The following is an 18,071-nucleotide window of genomic DNA, read 5'->3' on the forward strand; positions in this document are numbered from 1 at the left end:
AGGGGGGCTGCGGTTATCCTACGCTCAATGAAAATACTTCTTGTACAGAACGCTGTCCTTTATCACGTGCAATATGGACGACATGGTGGATCGAAGAATAAATTTCGGCATCGGCTTCGGACGGCTGTAGTGATACAGTTCCGCGCATGAGTAACGTGCGTAAGCGGCGTAATGCGCCCTGGGCACTCGATGCATGAATAGTGGCGAGTGCGCCGCTGTGGCCGGTATTCATCGAGTCAATGAAGATACGTGCTTCGATTCCTCGGATCTCTCCTAAGATGATCCTATCGGGTCTGTGGCGAAGCACCGCTCTCAGCAGATCGTCGAAGGTGACGGGAGTTCGATGCGTGTCAATCTGGGCTTCCTGCTGGATGACATGTGGTTTGCGGATATTCAACTCCGCAGTATCTTCGATGACCAGAATGCGCTCCTCTTCCGGAATTGCGGAGGCCAGTACGTTGAGCAGCGTGGTCTTTCCTGTGGACGTTCCGCCAGAGATGAGGATGTTATCGCCGCGATGGACCGCATCCGACAAAACTTTCGCTTGCACCTCCGATAGCATTCTTCTTTCGACCAAGTCGTGGAAGTTGAAGTCCCTGGATGTAAATTTGCGAATGGTCATCATGGGCTCCGGATTCACGTCAGGAGGAATAACTGCAGCCAGGCGACTGCCATCCGGGAGACGAAGATTCATAATAGGGGAGTCGGGATCGAGTTTCTTCCCGAATCGATTAGCTATCACTTCCAGCGCCGTCAGAAGTGATCCCTGCTCGAAATGGATGTTGGGCACACGCTGGATATGCCCGCTCTCCTCAATCCAGACAGTTCCGTCAGGATTGACCATGATCTCAGAAATGGAGACCGATTCGAGCAGCGATTGAATCGGGCGAAGGAACGGAACGATGATTTCGAAGCTCATTTATATAACCCTCCTTATTAGGGAACTATCCTTCTGGGGTCGAAGTCGATTTTCTCCTGTTCGAACCAGTTCATCGTGATTGGCAGAAAATCGGGCTTGAGATAGCAATACGTTGGCGGTTGCGGACTCACACCATCGAAAACGACAGCAACAGCCTGAGCGTTCTTGAGATCGAAGAAGACTTTTTTTTCGAAAAGCGGTTCTTTATGTTTCTGGTACTGCTTTGCGGCCGCAACGGAGCCCTTACTCGCTGAGGTTCGTCCCGAAAGCCATCCCACGTTGGCATTCGTGGAGGTCTCGGAGAGGGTATAGCTGATGCGGGTGCGATCTTCCTTTCCGCATAGCTCGGATGCGTAGCGCGCTGTTTCCGGATCGGAGGTTGTAAGGAAGATCTTAGTGCGAAATGCCTGCAATAAGGTCTTCACGCCTTCATTGGGTAGAGCATCCTTGAGACTGGCTACAGACTGGGTGGCAACGACGGGGATACAACGTGGCTGACGAGAGAGGGAGAGAAAGCGTTCATCTCCGGTTGGATTGTCGCCACCGACAGTCGCGAAGTTCTGGTACTCGTCGCAGACGAAGACGGAGGCGCGGTAATGATTTTCCGGTTCTGCATCCATTTTCGGGATCCGCAGAAGCATGGCTCGTTGGTAGTCAATCTTCATCATGGTGCCGATGGTCTTGGCAAGGGCGGGATTCAGGGCAACAGGGAAATTGAGCCCAACCACTTTACCTGTTTCAATCAGTTCGTCGAAGGGAGGCATAACCTTGCCGTGCGGATCGAGAGAACAGGGCTTGCCATCGTAAAGCTCCTTCGGTGGACAGAAGACTCGGCGTACCTCGGGATCGGTCTCGAAGAGGGACAGAAAGACCGCGATACCCTGGATAATCGAAGTCTTGACCTCGGAGCGGAAGAATTTCCAGTGCTCCCAGTACCAGTACTGGACACTCAGGAAGCGTTCGTGAGCAGAAGGATCAGGAGGTTTACGGATAAAGACCAGAAACTCAATCGAAGTTTGCTCCTCAAGTACCTTCTCAAGCCTTTCGTTCCATTCGGCCAGATACAATCCCGTCCGCCTGTTCCATATAAAGTCCAGGCGGATTAGCTCTTCTTCATGGTCCCGATAGTTAGCCTTGTCTATTCCGATATAACTGGTACTGCTGAAGCGGGTACCAACTTCGATCAGCATTGCTTCGAGCGCTCCGGCACTGATGACGGTACGGAAAATATCGACTAGAGTCACATACCCATCGCGCACTCGATGAAGCAGGATTACATAGCGGACAAGATCTGTGTAGGACTGCTGCCAGAAGGGTTCTTTGCCCTTACCCCATATAGAGGTAATGATGGAGGCGATATTGAAGGCTTGGGCATAGGGATCGAGCGAGTTATTCAGCGGGTTGTAGCGAATATCGCCATGGAGCGAAACCTCGATGTAGTCGTCTTGGCGTCCACACCACTTGAGGATGTGCTGGAGCTGGCGGCAGAGATCGCCTTTGACCTCGAGAACCAAGCCGGAGAGTTTCCGCAGAGAATCGTCTGCCTTATAGGCGAAGAGCTGGCGCATGACAGGCAGGATCAGCCCATAGGTCTTGAAAGACCCGATAGCCCCGAAACAGGCAATTCCCGTATAGAGTCCCCGTTCCGGAATAGTGAGCCAATGAGGAAAGGCGCTGGCTCTGGGAACAAGCTGGCTATGGATCTCACCCACGATCAGGGATAGTTCCTTGCGGGTACGGGGATCCGGGTAGGATGGCAACGAGCCCGGTACTAACTCCAACTCGCTTTTGTACAGGTGAACGTACAAGAGCGAGAAGCACATTGAGAAGAAGAGGAAGGGCGTCGAGTAGAGAAAGAAGCCATAGCTGTGGACAATCCCGAGATAGATGTGTGGTTGCTCGATCGCGATCAGACGGAGCAGGGGATCGGTCTCCTTGATTGTGAAGAGGCTGCTAAGAATGAGGCCGCATGCCCTACTGAGACCGAACGCAAGCAGGATACGGTTGGCGACCAGTGGGCGGATGATTCGTTGGATACGTGGTGAGGAACGCATCTGCGAGATCTCCTTATCAGGCGTGTGTCGTGGTGCTGGCTGTCGATGATTCGGACTTAGAAGACGAATCAGGTACCGGTTTGGCCGGAGCGTGAACAGGTTTGGCACTGCGAGTGGTTTGTGTTGTCGCCGATACCAGATTGGCCTTATAGCGGAGAAAGTCTTCTTCCTGCGAGATGGCAAAGCGCAGAAGTTCGTTGACGATGTACTTGCGATCGTTGCTCGACCATTCGGCGAGCAGGTCGATGTCCTGCGCGATGGAGTCCTCGATATTGGTCTTGAGGAGTACCAGATTGATCTTGCTGGCTCCATGCTCGATCTTAAATTTACTCATGGCTGATACCTTTCCGGCCGAATTGATGGCCTAAGTCGATACTTGTTTCCGGCTAACGCTAGTCCCATTTCTGGCCAACAGCGGTACCTGAAGTCGTACCTGTTTCGGTCCGGATGCGGGACCAACTCAGGTACTGAGTTTGCAAGAGGAGTGCCGAGGGGGAGCGACCAGCGCGGCGGAGCCGTCGCGTCAGGTGCTTTAGCACCGGGGTCGCTCCCCCCTCGGCACATACTTTCCCTTAATCTCCCTCCTCGCGAAATAGTTGTTGTGGCATAGTTTCCTTTTTGGAATGAGGCCGTCCGGTAGACCCGTTGCTAGACCCATGTTCCTGCCTAGACTGCCTCTCGAACTTGAAGTGATGCAGCGGATAGTTATATGGCAGAACAGTTGTGCTGAACTTTCTGCGTGCGACTTGCTGCCGGATTCGCCCGATGTTGACGGGCACTGCTGCCAAGATTACCTGGTGCTCGGCGCTGGTGTAGATCTCATCACCCTCGCGCAGGACAGCTAGATCGGCCAGAGTAAGAGTTGAGCTTCCCGAATCCGCTCGTTCCCGGGCACGGAGATATTCGAGCAGATGATCGATGCCACGGGGTGTTAATGGTGTTGTTTCGGGAGCTTGTCCGTCGACCAGTCTCAAAGAGAAGACTTGGCGAGCGCGCTCGAAGTTCCTCTCTGAATCGGAGATGTAAAGCAACTCGAAGTGGGAGAGAGACGAGAAGAGCGAGTGATACCGTTGGAGGAATTTTTCAAAGCCGCTTGAGGAAAGTGCCCCTTCGTCGAAGAAGGTGAAGCAGGGATACTCCCTAATAAGGATAGGAAATTCTTCCGCGAAAGATACTTCCCGCGAATATGGAAGCATCGACTTGCTGAGACCGCAAACCTCAGTGAAATAGGTGACTTTTGATTCTTTCGTGTCGAGCCATGTCGCGTCGAGATGGTCGAGGACGAAGTCCAAGACCATCAGACGTGACTTAATGGTTGTGTCACTCTTTAGCCGGCGATGGTGCGAAGCGCCGAGTCCGGCAGCTGCGTACATCTCGATAGATGTAATGTGATAAACAAAGCGAGCCTGCCCGCAGGCGATGCTTTGGATGTGGCCGAGCGCGAAGGCCCGGCGCAGGAACTGCGCGGCCAGAGCGCCGCGGCCACGCTCAATGAAGCGCAAATACTGACGACGGAGAAAGTAACCGGAGTGCAGGGCGGCGAGATACAGGAACGCGGCCTCGCGTTCCGTGTATCCAGCCGATTGCAATACCGGAATAGGATCGTAAGCGATAGTCATAGGTCGAGAATTTCCCGCATCATGTCGTGTTCGTCTTCGATCTTTGCGGTGATAGTGGAACGGTCGGAGCCAGAAGCGTAAGTGCGAAACCTTGCCTGCGCCTTGGCGCGCAGGTGCCCGCGACGATATGCGGCGGTTAGTACCTCGATATCTTCGTGGGCGCCGACGCGCGATCCCTGATTTTGTGTCTGATTCTGTATATCCCCCGTCTCACGATCGAAATCGATGCGGGCATCTGGGATCTGGATTTTCCCATTGACGAAGGGTAGTTCCTGCTTTACTGCAACTTCCTTCTTGATCTCGATGATGTCGCGTGTGGGATCGGCTTTGCGGGCGCGATAGATGTCTTTCTGAACCTCGGCTTTGATCTCGAAGTCCAGCTTTACGCGCAGGTTTGTGCCTCCCTCGTTCTTGATACGTTGGGCAGCATCGCGATAGGCCCGATAAATAAGTGAGTCATGTTCGATCTCGCGTGGTTTGACGAAACCGTAGTACACCATCTGCCCCTGTGGGATTTCGCCATTTTCCTTAAGCCACGCGTGTCCATTGCGCGTGAGTGAGGCGACCTCAATGCGATCGATCTGACGCCGCGTTCCGTCGCGGCGAAGATTGACGTAGCGGGTTTCAACCAGTCCCTTGGAGCGCAGGAAGCCGAGGTCTTCGTCGAGCCTACGTTCTTTGCCGTCGTAGAGGGTGGAAGCAAGGTCGCGAGTGCGGATAACGCGAAAGCGGCCAAGTTCCAGTATTACTTTTCGCTCTTCGGGACGGAGTTGCATGCCAATGGTCTGTGAGGGAAGGCGATCGCGCCGTGTCCGTCGCGGATCGGAGGATTGACGAGGATCTTTGATCTTGCGAGAGCGATTCGGGACTTCATGTTCCTGGCGCAGAGATGGAGATGGATCGCGACGAGAGGGAGCGTGATTGAGCCGATACTGCCGGGCGCGGTTTCTGAGAGCCTGAAAACGGCGTTGGATCGGATTGGGTTCTGGCTGCTTGGGGACGTCAGGTTTTGGAGGATCGGGTTTCACCTCGCGCCGTTGCGGAAGATCCTGAGGAATATCCATTCTCATGGATGGCCTCCTTCATCACTCTGGTCCGGAGCTGGCTTCACATGCTTCTTCTTTGCGGCTCCAGTTGCGGACGCAGCTGCTTCCTCCGGAGTTTTCTGTTTTTTCCCGGTGACACGACGAACGTTGTAGTCGTCTGCTTGAGTGAACTGGTTCATCTTTTCCTCTGCCTCATCGCGCAAGGCGCGAATCTTGGCGACGAGGTCGGGCGTGCGGTCGATTGGTGCGTTGTCAAATGGCATATCTAAAACAATTCCTCCTCATCGCGGAAGCGCGACAAAATTTCGACGGAAAGTTCGTTCTTGCCGGTATGGATCTCCTGATCGAAGTGCTTAAGTTTGCGGCCTGTATCACGCAGGAAAAACTTGCGCTCGATCCAGATAGTCAGTCCGAGGATGTTGGAAAAGATCAGAGCGCAATAAAGCGCGATGCTCCCAAGGTAGTGGTGCAAGATAAGCGAGCGCCACGGTGTGAGAAATACGAACTCGCGTGCCAGCCAGAAGAACAACGCGAGAAAGACAAGCGTGGCGACAAAAACGGCGTTGGCGATCATGGGACTTTTCCTTCGCAACAGGCAGCTAACGGGTAAAAAGCGGAGAGGGGCAAACCTCTCCGCGAAAAGTTATCCGTTGTATGTCTCAATGACGCCTATGACAGGAATCTCCAATCTCCGAATCTGGGTTGCATAGATTTCGTAGACAGGATCGGCCCGGTTGGGGGAATCGTAGTGATGAATCGAAATCGTCCCTTCGATCTCGATGTAGTCACCCTGCTTCATGCCACGCGTGAAGCCGCAGAAGTACGGTCCCGGGCAGACCACCCGATACCACGCCGTGCGAGAAATCCATTCGTTTGCCGGGTGCCACCATGCACCCGAGTCCATACACAGCGTGAGTACAGCATAGGCATCTTCGCTGATGCCTTCCGAGGCGGGGAGCTCGGCGTCTCTGCCGAGGAACCCGCGTAAGATGATGCGATTTTCGAAAAGTTGTGCCATAACTCACCTCCAATGGAGGAGAACGCGGCCTAAGCCGCGTCCTCCTCTGTGATCGGTTCGGAGTCGAGATTCTCTTCTTGCGAGTTCTTGGGCTGCGCCAGCTTCTTGACGATGCTGGCGCGTACCTCCCAACCACGGCGTTTTACGGAAGTCTTCTTCTTGCCATTGCTGATTTCGGAATCAAACTCCGTGCTGCGCAGTTCGCCTTCCACCTCCACGTAGTCGCCTTTCTTGAGGTTCTTCGCGAAATCGGCGGGTTTGCCGAAGGCGACGATGCGATGCCACTCAGTGTGGTTGACCCATTCTTTGGACTGCTTGTCCTTATAGCCGGACTTGGTGGCCAGCGACAGAACCACGAAGCTCCGTCCCTGTCTGGTGGCGAAGGTTTGAGCGGCCTTACCGAGGAAGCCCTTCAGAGCGATTTTGTTTTCGTAGAGTGCCATTGTTTTTCTCCTGTTTGGTATTTGTCCGGATGTCACTCGGGACACTCATGCGCGAAGCGACGCGAGGCGCCCCGCTCCCAAGTGCCGAAGGCGTGTCTTTTTCGGAAGGTTCGAAAAATCTTTTTTGCGTTCTTTGCAGGAAAGATTTTTTGAAAGCCGAAACCCGCAGGGCGCCCGAAAAGGCGAAGCAGAACGCCGAGCGCCGCCGGGCGCGGGATAAGCGCCGAAGCGAGTGACCGAGTGATAGCAGGACAAATCCGGGAGAAATGGCCCTCCACGGAAACTCAGATCTTTAGGCGCTCCATGCACAAGGACGCATTCGTCGCAAGACAGGGACGGAGTTTTCTGTGCTGCATGCCGATCCAGGCCGCTGACAAGCATCTCCAGAATCAACCATACGTTTCTGTAGGCTCCGCATTGTCGCCCTTCCTCCGCTAAGCGAAGGAACTCAGATGCAGGCTTCCCCGTGGAGGTGGAAGGGGGACTGTTCTGCTCCGATTCCGAACTGGTCGCATCAAGGGGGAGACTTCCATTCCGGTCTGGTTGGGAGGTGCGTGTCAGTCTCGTTTGTTGTTGCAGCCTTTTGCTCATGAGCGCCTCCTCGAGACGATCTCGTGAACAGCGGCAATACGTTGTCCGATCCAGCGCATAACTGGGACAGCCATCGAATTGCCGAGAGCCTTATAGCGGGGTCCGTCGGCGGCAAGCTTGCCGTGGTATTCGATCAGAGTGTAATCATCGGGAAAGCCCTGTAGCCGTTCGCATTCTCGTGGCGTTAGGCGCCGCACCACCATGGGGGAATACAGAGACTTTGGTGGTCTGTTGACGGGATCGGAGTTGTCTCCGCGCTGATTAGTGCTGAAGGCGACAGCGATCTGACCACCGCCATTGGCATGGCTTGCGTTATGCCCCATACTGCGTAATGTGGGTGCGATCTCGTCTGCGTTTGTGCCTTCATCTTTTGCGGAGAAGGCAAGATAGTTATTGATGCGGTTGTCATCGGATGTAGCTAGTCTGGGATTGTCAGAGCTATCGTATCTGGACGGATCATTGGCTTGGGTGTTTGATATTCCCGTTATCAGGGGGACGCCCCGCCCAGTTCCGTCTTCCGAGGCGTCGAATCCCTCACCGGAGAGCGCATGCACGATGAAGGTTTCTGTTTCGAAGTCAATGCGTCCTGAAGCGCTTGGGCAGGCATTTGTCGCCGTGGCTACCTCAATTGGTCCGGAGGTATTATTGCCGCCATATGCGCAGTGACTGATCAGACCGCCGTCGACATCGAAGTCTGTTCCAAGGCCGCCACCGCCATGAGCGCGAGCGCTAAGGGTGGGGGCAATGTCTTCCCTCGCTTTTCGGCGCGGCGGAGGATTCCCCGACAGGCACGACTTGTTAAGCAATACTGCTGCGGCAGATCGCCAGTCTCCAAGATATCCGATAACGAAGACGCGGCGCCGTCGCTGGGGTACTCCGAAGTGTTGAGCGTCCAGAATTCGGTAGGCGATCCCATACCCGCATTCGACCAGCATCCGGAGGAAGGCTCCAAACGTCCGTCCTCCGTCAATTGACAGAATGCCGGGGACGTTCTCCCATACCAGCCATAAGGACCGCAATCGATTAGCAAGTCGAGCAAACTCGATGGTGAGGTTGCCACGCGGATCGTCCAGTCCTGCTCGTTTGCCTGCGATGGAGAAAGATTGGCAAGGTGTTCCTCCGACCAGAAGGTCGATTGATCCCACATTGTTAACTCCTAGGTGTGTGAAGTCGCCTATATTGATCACGTCACCATCAGCAGGCAGAGAAACTATGTTGCGAATGGCCGCCGCGCGACGTTTTGCCTCTGTGTTGTCAGGGGCATCATGCGGATTGGGCATGTAATGAGGTCGCGATGCGCGATAGCGCGAGCGTAGCAGCCAGCAGCAGAATGGATCGATCTCGGCAAACATGGCAGGCCGCCAGCCGAGAGGTTGCCATGCAACCGAAACAGCTTCGATGCCGGAGCAGACGGAAAGGTATCTCATTTGCCTGAACGAAACCTCACACAATTCGGGAAAGGGGAGGCTGTGACTGCACAGCCTCCTCGAGAATGCAGGATTAGGATTCCTCGGGCCTGTACAGGGCGATCAGAATAACGTCCACGTCTGCTTCCTGTTTCACTGCTACGGTGTTCCTCTGTGGACGAATGGAAGTGGCAACAACTTCTTTGCGCCAACGGACAATTTGAATTTCGGTGGGATCGCCGATGTATGTGGTGTGCTTGCGTGTGCGCAACTCGCCTTCAACTTCCAACTCGGTGCCACTTTTGAGAGAACGGGCAAGTGCGTCGAGGGTACCGACACAGACGACGTGGTGAACATCGTGGTAGTTGACTTGTTTCCCATTCGGATGTCTGTAGGAACCAAGAGTGAAGAGGTCGAAGGTCGTGTAGGTGAGTCCACCACTGAGAAGCAGTGTTGTCGGGGTATTGCCGATCAGTGAGCCTACGAGTGAAATCGTATTGCGAGTCATTGCTGTGTCCTCCGGTACTGGGCTTGCCCGAAACGTGCTCGGGTCACCCTTGCGCGAAGCGACGGGAGGACGCCCCGCTCCCAAGGCCGAAGGCGTGCTTTTTCGGAAGGTTCGGAAAATCTTTCTGCGTTTGTTGTAGAAAGATTTTTTGAAAGCCGAAACCCGTCAGGGCGTTCGCCGCGGCGAACGAAGCAGAACGGCAAGGCCGCAGAATCGGGGTCCTCGACGCACGGTTGCTGTGCGGTGGGGTGATGTGGCGCGGGAGATGCGCCGACCGGGTGTCCGAGCATGGTTCGGGCAGGGATGAAGGATACAGGAATGAATGTAAGGAAGTTCATGCAACACTCCGAGGCTGGGGCACTGGCCTCTTACGGAAGAGCATCTGAAGCGCTCCGAGAATATGCGCCATCGAAGTATTTCGTCCGTAAAGCAGAATGTCTGCATAGCGGATAGGAGCGAGATCTCCGGCACGGTCTACCAGCAGAATCGGCAGATGCGTGGCGTTTTCAAGGATGCGATATAAGAGTCGTCCTACCGGATCGCCCTGCTGCTCATGAATGAGTAAAACGCAGGCGAAAGAAGAGCAGCTGTCTCCAGCTGAGAAGACTACAGACATGCTATCTTCCATTGCGACGACCTCATACGGGTGAAGGCGCAGAGCGTAGGCCGTTGCGGAAAGAGTTTCCGGCTGGGCGCAGTAGAGTAAAATGGATTTTTTCGGATGCATGATGCTTAACTCTCGAATGCCTGATCTTCGTGAAAGTAGGTGATGATGAGGCCCAATGGGTTAGTGAGAAGCAGCTGGTTTGGGACGTCGTCGCGAAAGTTGTAAACAACATTGGCCGTCCATCGCTCCCGGCGCTGTTCCTGCTGATCGCCTGGAGAGCGGAAGACCTTATCGAACTCGATGTGAGCTCGATAAGGAGGCTGGCGCAAATCCTCAAGGACTACAGCTTTGATTTCGATGTCCACATTGGCAGAGCCCGGATCGAGCAGGAATGTCTCCAGCACCTTCTGCTTGTTAATCTGTGTCAACGTAGCGCTCTGAAGTTCGTTGGAGAAAAAGAGCAACGACTCGGAAAAGTCGTGCTGTAAGGTCGTGTGATTACGTCCATAGTAGAGGGCGCTCCAACGGGCAAGGTAATACTTGCTGACACGCTCAATGGGGATCTTTGAGAGGTCTGCATAGCTTTGCACCTGGCCACGTCCGGCGTCAGAGATAGAGACAATTAGCGGCTTTAGGCGGGCGGCTGCTGTTTCGGCGCGATAGAGCAGCGCGAGCAGAGTAAGAGAGACGACCGCCAGCACCAGGAGCGCAATCTTTAGATAGGTGTTTGTTACAACCGGCTCGGCGTAAAGCTCCAGGAAGCGATGTCCGGCTTCAGTGGTTTGATAGGGAGTCTTCGCCATCGCATTTATCTCCTGTCGAGGTCGACCCAGGTTCCGGAGCGTCCACCCAGGATTGCTCCGGTTAATTCGGGTATCTTGTGGAAACCGTAGGCGCAGACGAGCATGAGCGTGAGTAGCGCCGGAAGCAAAGTGACGATATTCGAAAGGCTCAGCGTTCCGATCACCGAGAACATTCCGAGGATGACCTTCGAGAAGATGAACAGAAAGGCGGAGGCTACAACTTGATAGAAGCTGAAGCCGATGAAAGCCTTGAACCATCCCCAGAAGAGCCAGTCCATCTTGGGCACAATGAACCAAGGAATGAAGATCGGTCCGATCAGCACACAGACAGCGGTTGCCGCATAGCCATACGCGATAATGGCGAAGACAAAGGCCTGCAAAATCATGAGCGCAAGGCGTGCAAGAAAGTAATTGAACTCTTCATGGATGCTGAAGATCCCGGGAGGATCTCCGAGTTGTTCTTCGGCTTTCGTCAGGGAGTCCTCAATTTGTTGTATGTTATCGGATTGAATCTGGTCGGACAGCTGAATAGCTTCTTGGGTGATAAGCTCCGAGAAGCTATAGCCGGTTCCCAGCAACGGTGTCGAGTAGTAAGTGAGCATGCCGAGGCCGAAGGAGATCATCAGGATCAGATCGGCGAATTTGGCGAAGTGAAACCCGCCATGTCCCTGCGAAGCAGACAGTGCGGCCTTCACTCCGAACCAGACCAGCAGAATGACTGCAAGACCGCGAAAGATAGTGAGTCCCGCAGCCTGGATAGCAGCGCTTCGTGTTGTCAATAATTCATTGATAGCCTGCGAAAGAAATGTGAAATAGTTTTGATCCATGACTTACCTCGCGCCAGGGCTGAGAGAGATGGATTGAATTGCCCGGCTGATGCCGCCGGTAGTCTTCTGCATCGCGTCGGCGAAGTTCTGCTCGAAGTAGACGGACTGGTTGATCAGGCGATTCAATGTATCGAGCCGAACTTTCGCATCGAGTGATTGTTGGGCAGCCATCAGGGAGAGAAGTTGGTTGGTGTCCTGCTGCGAATGCACCTGCAGTAGCGTCGCGGAGTTCACCTTACCGAGTAGGGCATTCTGGGTCTGTTGATTTGGGTCGGTTGAGTAAGTATCAGACTCGAGATTCGCAAGTTTTTGTGTGAAGTCTTGGGATTTGGAACGGATGGTTCCCAGCACCGATAGCGCATTGGTCAGAGTCCCTTGTCCGATTTCTGAAGTAGCGTACTGGTTTTGAATGGTCGCCTGCGTAGCGGCGTCCTGCGCTGACATGGCTGCGGTGGGATAACTCTGAGTTTGAATGACCGATTTGCTATAAGCGCGTTGCGCATTGGCAACGGAACCAAAATCTAACGAATCGATCCATGCCGACGTATTACCGTAAGTATTGGGAGCGGAGTAATTGCTCCACTGGGTCCACTCGGACTTATAGCGTGCTGCCAGGTTCTGCGGCACCCTAGACATCTGGTAGGCGAGGTTATAAGTCGCAATGATTTGATCGCGAGTCTGAGCGGCAGTCGTGTATAAGGTCTGCAGCTGGCGATATTCCTTGACAGCATTGGCATAATTGGTTGAATCGAAGACTGCCCACTGCGCATGCGCCGAAGGCGCGAGCAGTGAGGGAATGACGATCAGGACAAAAACGATTCCTGGCTTCATGAGGAAGTTCTCCTTCTATTTCTGGGTGCCGCGCTTTAGCGCTGGCGCCGTTTATCCTTTGGAGGTGATTCAGGTTTCGCGTGCGAGCGGCAGCGGCATGCCTTGGAACACGGAGAGTGCATATCTATGCCGTAGCAATAAGGCGACGGTTTCGACGGCGACTGCGAGGGCGAGGCGCAGCCAAGCATGAGCAGACAGCCGCAAAGTACAAGGGGATAGGCATGCATCAGAATACCTCCGGTATCGAGTGGTTTTCGTAGGTGGGTAACAGCATGTCTTGGGTTAGATAAACCTTGACGCGGTGACCTTCAAAGATGGTGTGAGTAGGTCGAATATTGACAAATTTATCGAGAACATTCGTGCCCGATTGCGACAAGCTTGAGGCTACGCCTTGGCGATAGGCATCTGAGCCTGATTCGTTGTATCCGGAGTTGGCCGTGGATTCGGCCGCTCCAGCAATGATGCCCAATGCGATGGATGCGCCAAAGATCTGGAGGTAGTGGTTGTTGATCTTTCCTTTGAGACCTGTGGCTCCGGTCTGATCGAGCGCATGAAACTGATCGAGATCGACCGAGTAGCCATCGGGCATCAACATGCGATGGAAGACGACAGAAAGTCTCTTTTGGCCGAAGCCCTCGACACGTTGTGCCTCCCCGAGGATGAAAGCGCCTTCAGGAATCAGAATGTGCTGACCATCATGGCTATAGACGGGACTTGAGACCATGACCTTGACTGGTCCCACAAACTCGCCGTCGAGGCGATTCACAAGAATGGTGTCAATGGTTGTGCCTTCAAAAAGGACATAGGGTTGCCCTTTGGCGGAGTTGATGTTGATCTCTGGACTGCGCTTTGTTTGCGATGAGTCTAGTGGTGCAGGCAAGCTCGAAGAGCGAGCAGCTAGCGTCGAGACTCCTGGTTGGTCCTCTCTATCGGTATCTCGTTGTGTGCTGTCGATCTGCGGAGTGTTGGAGTTAGCAATCAGGTTCGACGCGAAGCGGGATTTGAAGGCGAGGTCGCGCTCGGCATCTTCAACCGGGTCACGACGCGCTTCGGTGGCCGAGGATGGTGCTGGCAGCAACTGCGCAGCAGGAGCTTGGCCCAATTGGGGAGACGCCGGATTATTCGAGTTCAGATCCAGACCATTGTTTGGTCTTTGCGCCAGAGCTTGCGATTGTTGCTTCGCTTGGATCTGTTCCGCGCTGAGGCTCTCTTTGAGTTCCTCTATTTTGCGAGCGTTTGTCTCCGTTGCAGGTAGAGGTTGTGGGGGAAGAGAAATAGACGCGGGCTTTGCATGGTTTTTCGAGAACAGTGCCGCCAGCAGAATCAGAATGGCGAGACCGGCGACGACATATGCCTGCGCCTGCTTCGGCACAACACCCTCGGGAGTGCTGCGTTTATCGCGGAGCGACGGAGCAGCAGCAGAACTATGTTGAGCGCTTTCCTCTTTAGTGGACAGTTTTTCCTCGGGCATCGGCAGCACCTAGCGTCCCTTCCGCTCAAAAGAGAGCTTGTGCTTGCCGATTTCGAGGTAACCCTTGTCGATAATCTTTGGGACGATGTAGGTCGAATCTTTCAATTGAAAGTTGATAAGGTCTGGCTTGCCATCCTTCAGTTCATAGACAGAGAACTTTTCAGCGGTCGTGGACTTGATGTAGGTGAACCTGTCGTCGTGGTAAATAGCGGAGACGTTGAACGGCTCTTCGTTATGAAAGCTGTAATCGAACCTCAACGCCTGGGTTGGATAATCGGCGCGAAACTGTTCGATGGCGATCGAGGCGCGCTGCTGGGCAGCCTGCGCTTGCGCACGAGCGGCATCAACGTCGCTGGCTGGCACAAGTTGGACCGCTCCATTGGTTGCGGCTAGCGATGATGGGTCGGAGGGCTGGATTACGACCTTGAGGTCAGGATCGCCCGACTCGACATCGTCGAGTGTGAAGGAATATACCGTACCCTTATCGGTGATCAGGTTTAAATTGGAGTGAATACCTTCTTTAGCTGGATGCAAAAAACAGTAGTTTCCAACGGCATCAATGATCCAGAAGTCTTTATCTCCAGTAGCTACTTCCAGAATCTTTTCGGTATTTGGCAACTGGATCAGCGTCGTGTAACGCATCTTGGCTCGGACACTGACGATATCGTTGGCGTGATACTTCACAATGCGGGCCTGTTGTTGCCCGCGTGCGACGGTTGCAACCAGACCTAGCACGAGAGGAAGAATAGGAGTGCGGTTCATCGATTCACCTCGGTTTGCATGGGATTAGGGAAGTCCTGAACCAGACGCAGAAGTCCCTGCTCTGGTCCGAAGCGGGCGAAGTATTCCTGCTTGCGAATGTTGTCGCGGGGTGTGTTGGTGGCCATCCAGTAGCTCAGCGGATCGACTGAAAGTCGAAGTTTTTTGGCGAACTGCGGCTGCTTGAAGAGCAGGTCTCGCTTGGGCACAAGCGATTCGAGCAGTTCCAGGTCGGTATCGTTCAGTTGAAAGGCTTCGGCATAAAGCTTGCGATCAATCCCTGGATTAGCAAGAAAGATACGGCTTGGACAGGACTCGTTGACTAACTGCAAGAGGTTATTCGCAACCAGTTCAATCATGGATTGCGTGGTCAAGATCATGGCAGCGTTGAGCTTGCGCCATGTCTTTTCCGCTCTCATGACCCAGTCGTGAATAATCTGTCGTTTGAAGAAGATCCAGGCCTCGTCGATGACGAAGAGCTTGAAGGTTGAGATATTCTCCTTCTTCTCAATCTCGGAGGCTGCCCTCTGGAGGAGATAGAACAGCATCGGCTCGAGAACATCGGGATACTTATCCCATCCATCGAAGTTGAAGGTCTGGAATCGCGAGAAGGTGAGCGTGTCCTCGACATTATCGAAGAGATATCCAAATTGACCACCAGAGATCCAGCGATGCAGACGCTCTCCCAAAGGACCAAGAATGGAGGCAAAGTTGGTGAGTGTTCTGATCTCCCGTGGCAGCTTGTAGATGCGCTCGATGGCGGCGAAGAGCGCTTTCTCATCTTCGGGAGTTAACTCGTACCGTCCACCGGCTTCCAGCAGAACACGCAGGAATAGATACAGAAAGTTGAGATTCTCGTGCGTAGGCGCGAGAGAGAAGGGATTAATGCTGAAGCCAGGATTCTTCAAGCCAACGTTCAGGTAGCTTCCACCGAACGAGTGCGTGAGCATCTCGTAGCTCGCGCCGAGATCGAAGACAAAGGTCCGCGGGCTATATTTCTGGGCCGACTGGATCAGGAAGTTCGTGGTGAAAGACTTGCCACTTCCAATGGCTCCAAGGATGAAGGCATTGGGGACATCACCCCAGTGCAGATTCAGGTAATAGGGGGTGCCATGCGTGGATTCAAGAATGGCGAGATACTCTTTATCGAGTTGAGGGTTCCACCTAGACCCGCTATCAATGCTGAATAGGAATGAGAGATCGGCATAGTTCGAATTGAGTGCCCACTGCTTGCGAAGGTTGAACTGCCGGTTCCCTGGAATAGTGGCAAAGAAGGCGTTCAGCAGGTTATAGCGTTCCTCATATAACCTGCCATCATGTTGAGTGAAAAGCTTCTGAAACTCGGCGACCGCATGTTCCACCTTCATTCTGTCCTGGTCGTGGATCACGACAGACAGAGTGAATTCTCCGAAGCTTTTTCCCTCAATGCCGAGCGCGGTGAGAACCGCTCCCAACTCCGCGATTGTAGCTTCCTTTGAGTCATCGACTAACTGATCTTTAGGATTCGTATTCTGCTGATCTTGAAGGTTCGAAAGAAAGCTTGTCTTGGAGTTGTGGTGATGACGCCGACGGGAGGCAATCTCCTTGCGCGCCTTTTCGTTATCGACGGGATGCCATTCGGTGACAACATGGAAGTTCGCCGGAACATCGAAGACGCCTTGCAGTAGCAAGGGCAGCGTTTCAGAGGGAAGCTCTTTTAAAGTGAGTACGCGGACATAATCATCATCGAGGCGCAAATGCCCGCGATGTGCTTCAAGTTCCGAGTCGCACACCTGCCAGTCAAGAGGGCCTGTGGAATGGAGCTTGCTCAACTGAAGTTTTGAAAGATCGAAGTTGACGAAACTCCGAAAGAGTTGGAAGGCTTTCTCCGCGCCTAGCAACTCAACCTGAGTGAGGTCGTTCAACTGTCCTCGCAAGCTTTGTATCTTCTGTTCGAGTCTCAGACGATCCCGCTCGATCTGCTCGTAGAGAAAAGTTCTCTCTTCGTTTCCGGAGAACAGAGCATACAATTCTCCGAGGGAGGTGCGTGGATGCTTCGGTAGCTGTGATAGCGCCCGAAGGATGCTGGCTTTGGCATAGTTGCCATCGACCATTACTACCCAATAGATCTCAATCGAATAAAGCTGATCTGATTTGGACCTTAGGAATGCCGCCCGTTGCTCGACGGCGGCTCGAACGAGAGGATCATCATAGCTGGCATGAGGGATATCGGGATGATTGTGTTTGAATAAAACCTGATACAGCCGAGTTCCAGCATCGAGCGAGCGGAATGCTGCTTCCAGTCGCTTTACCGCATAATCCCGTCCTGCATGATCGAGGCTCTCATAGTCGAGGCCCCCGATTCTGAATGCAGCGCCCAGATCTCCTGACTTCGTCAGGAATAGATGCTCGTCCCAGAAGCCGTAGAGATTGATCTGTGCGGTAAAGGAACCTGCCTCGTTCCAATCTTTTTTGATGGAGCTAATTCTCAACATCGCGCCTCGCGATCTCGATATGGATTGGCTGCTGTTTCATGGCGTCATAGCGGCGACGAAACTTGGTGGAGTTGAAGAGGATGCGTAGGATTTCGATATCGTGTTTGGTTGCAATTCGGGCAAGGATGACGCCAACAACAAACAAGCCGATCCCACCAAAGAGCGAATGCAGAAGCGAGAAGATTGAGCCTCCAGCAATGAGCGCGACAAAGAAGAGTCTCCGCTCCGCGCCTAGCACAGTCAGAGGGCGGTTCATCGCCTTGAAGACCTTGTTCTGTCGAGAGCCGCCCGCCGTCATGCCGTGCTCCTCCTTTCTGCGCTTATGACTTGCGGTGGTTATTAACCGGGAAAGAGCCAGGCCATGAAGTTCACTGCGCCAATGGCCATGCCGACGCCAAAGACGATACCTGCGAGAACTTTCTTTGATTGGCCTTCTCCGTAGGCAAACATCAGACCGCCTACGACGATTGCGACCAGTGACAAACAAGTGGCGATTGTTCCGGTGAAGGCATTCTTGAGGACCGTGACAGCGTTGCCCCAAGGCCCGGCATCGCTTTGCGCGTACGCGGGCAGGGTCATGAAAAAGAGGAGGACAGGAAGATAGCATTTGCCGGCACGCAACTGCAGTTGCCGGAAACGGTGTTTGGGGATGGGAAGTGTGATTCGCATAGAGCTCCTTTTCGTTTTCATTTCCG

The 18,071-nt window shown here is 53.7% G+C and carries 20 protein-coding genes; all 20 read right to left on the reverse strand.

Annotation, left to right across the window (positions count from 1 at the left end; all coding sequences use genetic code 11):
• Positions 1 to 13: 13 nt before the first annotated feature.
• On the reverse strand, positions 14 to 919 hold the full coding sequence (locus tag AC6I7T_RS23350; protein ID WP_497790170.1) for a TadA family conjugal transfer-associated ATPase: 906 nt from the start codon (positions 917 to 919) through the stop codon (positions 14 to 16).
• Positions 920 to 936: 17 nt separating this feature from the next.
• Positions 937 to 2,973: a type IV secretory system conjugative DNA transfer family protein gene (locus tag AC6I7T_RS23355; protein WP_497790171.1), complete on the reverse strand. Its 2,037-nt coding sequence runs from the start codon at positions 2,971 to 2,973 to the stop codon at positions 937 to 939.
• Positions 2,974 to 2,989: 16 nt separating this feature from the next.
• The gene (locus AC6I7T_RS23360) at positions 2,990 to 3,307 is read right to left on the reverse strand and encodes a hypothetical protein (protein ID WP_497790172.1); all 318 of its coding nucleotides are present in this window, start codon (positions 3,305 to 3,307) and stop codon (positions 2,990 to 2,992) included.
• A gap of 238 nt (positions 3,308 to 3,545) precedes the next feature.
• Positions 3,546 to 4,592, reverse strand: a complete 1,047-nt coding sequence (locus AC6I7T_RS23365) for a hypothetical protein (RefSeq protein WP_497790173.1) — start codon at positions 4,590 to 4,592, stop codon at positions 3,546 to 3,548.
• Positions 4,589 to 5,662 carry a hypothetical protein gene (locus AC6I7T_RS23370; RefSeq protein ID WP_497790174.1) on the reverse strand — a complete coding sequence of 358 codons (1,074 nt, stop codon included), beginning with the start codon at positions 5,660 to 5,662 and terminating at the stop codon, positions 4,589 to 4,591. The genes AC6I7T_RS23365 and AC6I7T_RS23370 overlap by 4 nt, the downstream gene beginning before the upstream one ends.
• Positions 5,659 to 5,901 (reverse strand): hypothetical protein, encoded by a 243-nt coding sequence (locus AC6I7T_RS23375; protein WP_497790175.1) that lies wholly within the window; start codon positions 5,899 to 5,901, stop codon positions 5,659 to 5,661. Before AC6I7T_RS23375 ends, AC6I7T_RS23370 begins: the two co-directional genes overlap by 4 nt.
• Positions 5,902 to 5,903: 2 nt before the next feature.
• Positions 5,904 to 6,212 (reverse strand): hypothetical protein, encoded by a 309-nt coding sequence (locus tag AC6I7T_RS23380; protein ID WP_497790176.1) that lies wholly within the window; start codon positions 6,210 to 6,212, stop codon positions 5,904 to 5,906.
• A gap of 69 nt (positions 6,213 to 6,281) precedes the next feature.
• On the reverse strand, positions 6,282 to 6,656 hold the full coding sequence (locus tag AC6I7T_RS23385; protein ID WP_497790177.1) for a single-stranded DNA-binding protein: 375 nt from the start codon (positions 6,654 to 6,656) through the stop codon (positions 6,282 to 6,284).
• A gap of 29 nt (positions 6,657 to 6,685) precedes the next feature.
• Complete coding sequence (locus AC6I7T_RS23390) at positions 6,686 to 7,099, reverse strand: single-stranded DNA-binding protein (RefSeq protein ID WP_497790178.1); 414 nt, start codon at positions 7,097 to 7,099, stop codon at positions 6,686 to 6,688.
• 587 nt (positions 7,100 to 7,686) lie between these two features.
• The gene (locus AC6I7T_RS23395) at positions 7,687 to 9,117 is read right to left on the reverse strand and encodes a DNA cytosine methyltransferase (protein WP_497790179.1); all 1,431 of its coding nucleotides are present in this window, start codon (positions 9,115 to 9,117) and stop codon (positions 7,687 to 7,689) included.
• A 73-nt stretch (positions 9,118 to 9,190) separates the two neighbouring features.
• Complete coding sequence (locus AC6I7T_RS23400) at positions 9,191 to 9,604, reverse strand: single-stranded DNA-binding protein (RefSeq protein ID WP_497790180.1); 414 nt, start codon at positions 9,602 to 9,604, stop codon at positions 9,191 to 9,193.
• Between the two features lie 334 nt (positions 9,605 to 9,938).
• On the reverse strand, positions 9,939 to 10,331 hold the full coding sequence (locus AC6I7T_RS23405; RefSeq protein WP_497790181.1) for a hypothetical protein: 393 nt from the start codon (positions 10,329 to 10,331) through the stop codon (positions 9,939 to 9,941).
• A gap of 5 nt (positions 10,332 to 10,336) precedes the next feature.
• Positions 10,337 to 11,014, reverse strand: a complete 678-nt coding sequence (locus AC6I7T_RS23410) for a VirB8/TrbF family protein (protein WP_497790182.1) — start codon at positions 11,012 to 11,014, stop codon at positions 10,337 to 10,339.
• 5 nt (positions 11,015 to 11,019) lie between these two features.
• Positions 11,020 to 11,841 (reverse strand): type IV secretion system protein, encoded by an 822-nt coding sequence (locus AC6I7T_RS23415; RefSeq protein ID WP_497790183.1) that lies wholly within the window; start codon positions 11,839 to 11,841, stop codon positions 11,020 to 11,022.
• A gap of 3 nt (positions 11,842 to 11,844) precedes the next feature.
• Positions 11,845 to 12,672, reverse strand: coding sequence for a TrbJ/VirB5 family protein (locus AC6I7T_RS23420; protein ID WP_497790184.1), 828 nt, complete (start codon positions 12,670 to 12,672; stop codon positions 11,845 to 11,847).
• Positions 12,673 to 12,898: 226 nt separating this feature from the next.
• A complete protein-coding gene (locus AC6I7T_RS23425; protein WP_497790185.1) occupies positions 12,899 to 14,143 on the reverse strand; it encodes a TraB/TrbI/VirB10 family type IV secretion system protein in 1,245 nt (414 codons plus the stop codon).
• A gap of 9 nt (positions 14,144 to 14,152) precedes the next feature.
• The gene (locus AC6I7T_RS23430) at positions 14,153 to 14,905 is read right to left on the reverse strand and encodes a TrbG/VirB9 family P-type conjugative transfer protein (RefSeq protein WP_497790186.1); all 753 of its coding nucleotides are present in this window, start codon (positions 14,903 to 14,905) and stop codon (positions 14,153 to 14,155) included.
• On the reverse strand, positions 14,902 to 17,376 hold the full coding sequence (locus AC6I7T_RS23435; RefSeq protein ID WP_497790187.1) for a VirB4 family type IV secretion system protein: 2,475 nt from the start codon (positions 17,374 to 17,376) through the stop codon (positions 14,902 to 14,904). Before AC6I7T_RS23435 ends, AC6I7T_RS23430 begins: the two co-directional genes overlap by 4 nt.
• Positions 17,363 to 17,674 carry a VirB3 family type IV secretion system protein gene (locus AC6I7T_RS23440; protein ID WP_497790188.1) on the reverse strand — a complete coding sequence of 104 codons (312 nt, stop codon included), beginning with the start codon at positions 17,672 to 17,674 and terminating at the stop codon, positions 17,363 to 17,365. Before AC6I7T_RS23440 ends, AC6I7T_RS23435 begins: the two co-directional genes overlap by 14 nt.
• Before the next feature lie 41 nt (positions 17,675 to 17,715).
• Positions 17,716 to 18,045: a TrbC/VirB2 family type IV secretion system protein gene (locus tag AC6I7T_RS23445; RefSeq protein WP_497790189.1), complete on the reverse strand. Its 330-nt coding sequence runs from the start codon at positions 18,043 to 18,045 to the stop codon at positions 17,716 to 17,718.
• Positions 18,046 to 18,071: the final 26 nt, after the last annotated feature.

Source organism: Humiphilus diazotrophicus, from assembly GCF_059726315.1.